This is a genomic window from Vibrio sp. M260112, from assembly GCF_036533775.1.
Lineage (GTDB): Bacteria > Pseudomonadota > Gammaproteobacteria > Enterobacterales > Vibrionaceae > Vibrio.
Map to the genome: position 1 here is coordinate 1 of NZ_JATABH010000203.1, position 462 is coordinate 462.

The window sequence follows — 462 nt, forward strand, 5'->3', positions numbered from 1 at the left end:
TCTGCGCGGTCAGGTAATGTTAGAATCATGAGAACTCGGTAACGGTTGTAGGTTTGTATGTTTGGCGACTGATCAGATCGCTCAAACGGTACCGAGTTCCCTTCTTTTTCTACAAACCAGTGATCTATATTTAGGAACAGTTATTTAGAGCAACGATATGTGAATGAAGTCGAAACATTACGCAGGGCCAGACCAGATACAGAAAACGACTCCCCTTGATTCCAACCGCTATCGGTTGTCTATCGATAGCTACATTTCTCGATTTGACTCATACGCCTCCTGAAACGTGCTCTTTCCTATAAACATTTAATTTCCTGATTACCACCGACTCTCAGCTAGCTTGAGAAGCTTTTCTGGCATAGGTGGTGCGCATACCGATGCTCTTAAAAGTGCAAGGGTCATGTCCTCAAGGTTAAAGCGATGATTGAATCTAAAGCAGAATTCTCCAAGATATCTCGGTAA

1 pseudogene is annotated in these 462 nt (G+C 43.1%); it reads right to left on the reverse strand.

The features are described from left to right. Window positions 1–318: 318 nt before the first annotated feature. Window positions 319–462, reverse strand: a pseudogene (locus QTN95_RS21115) (IS1595 family transposase); the annotation flags it as partial.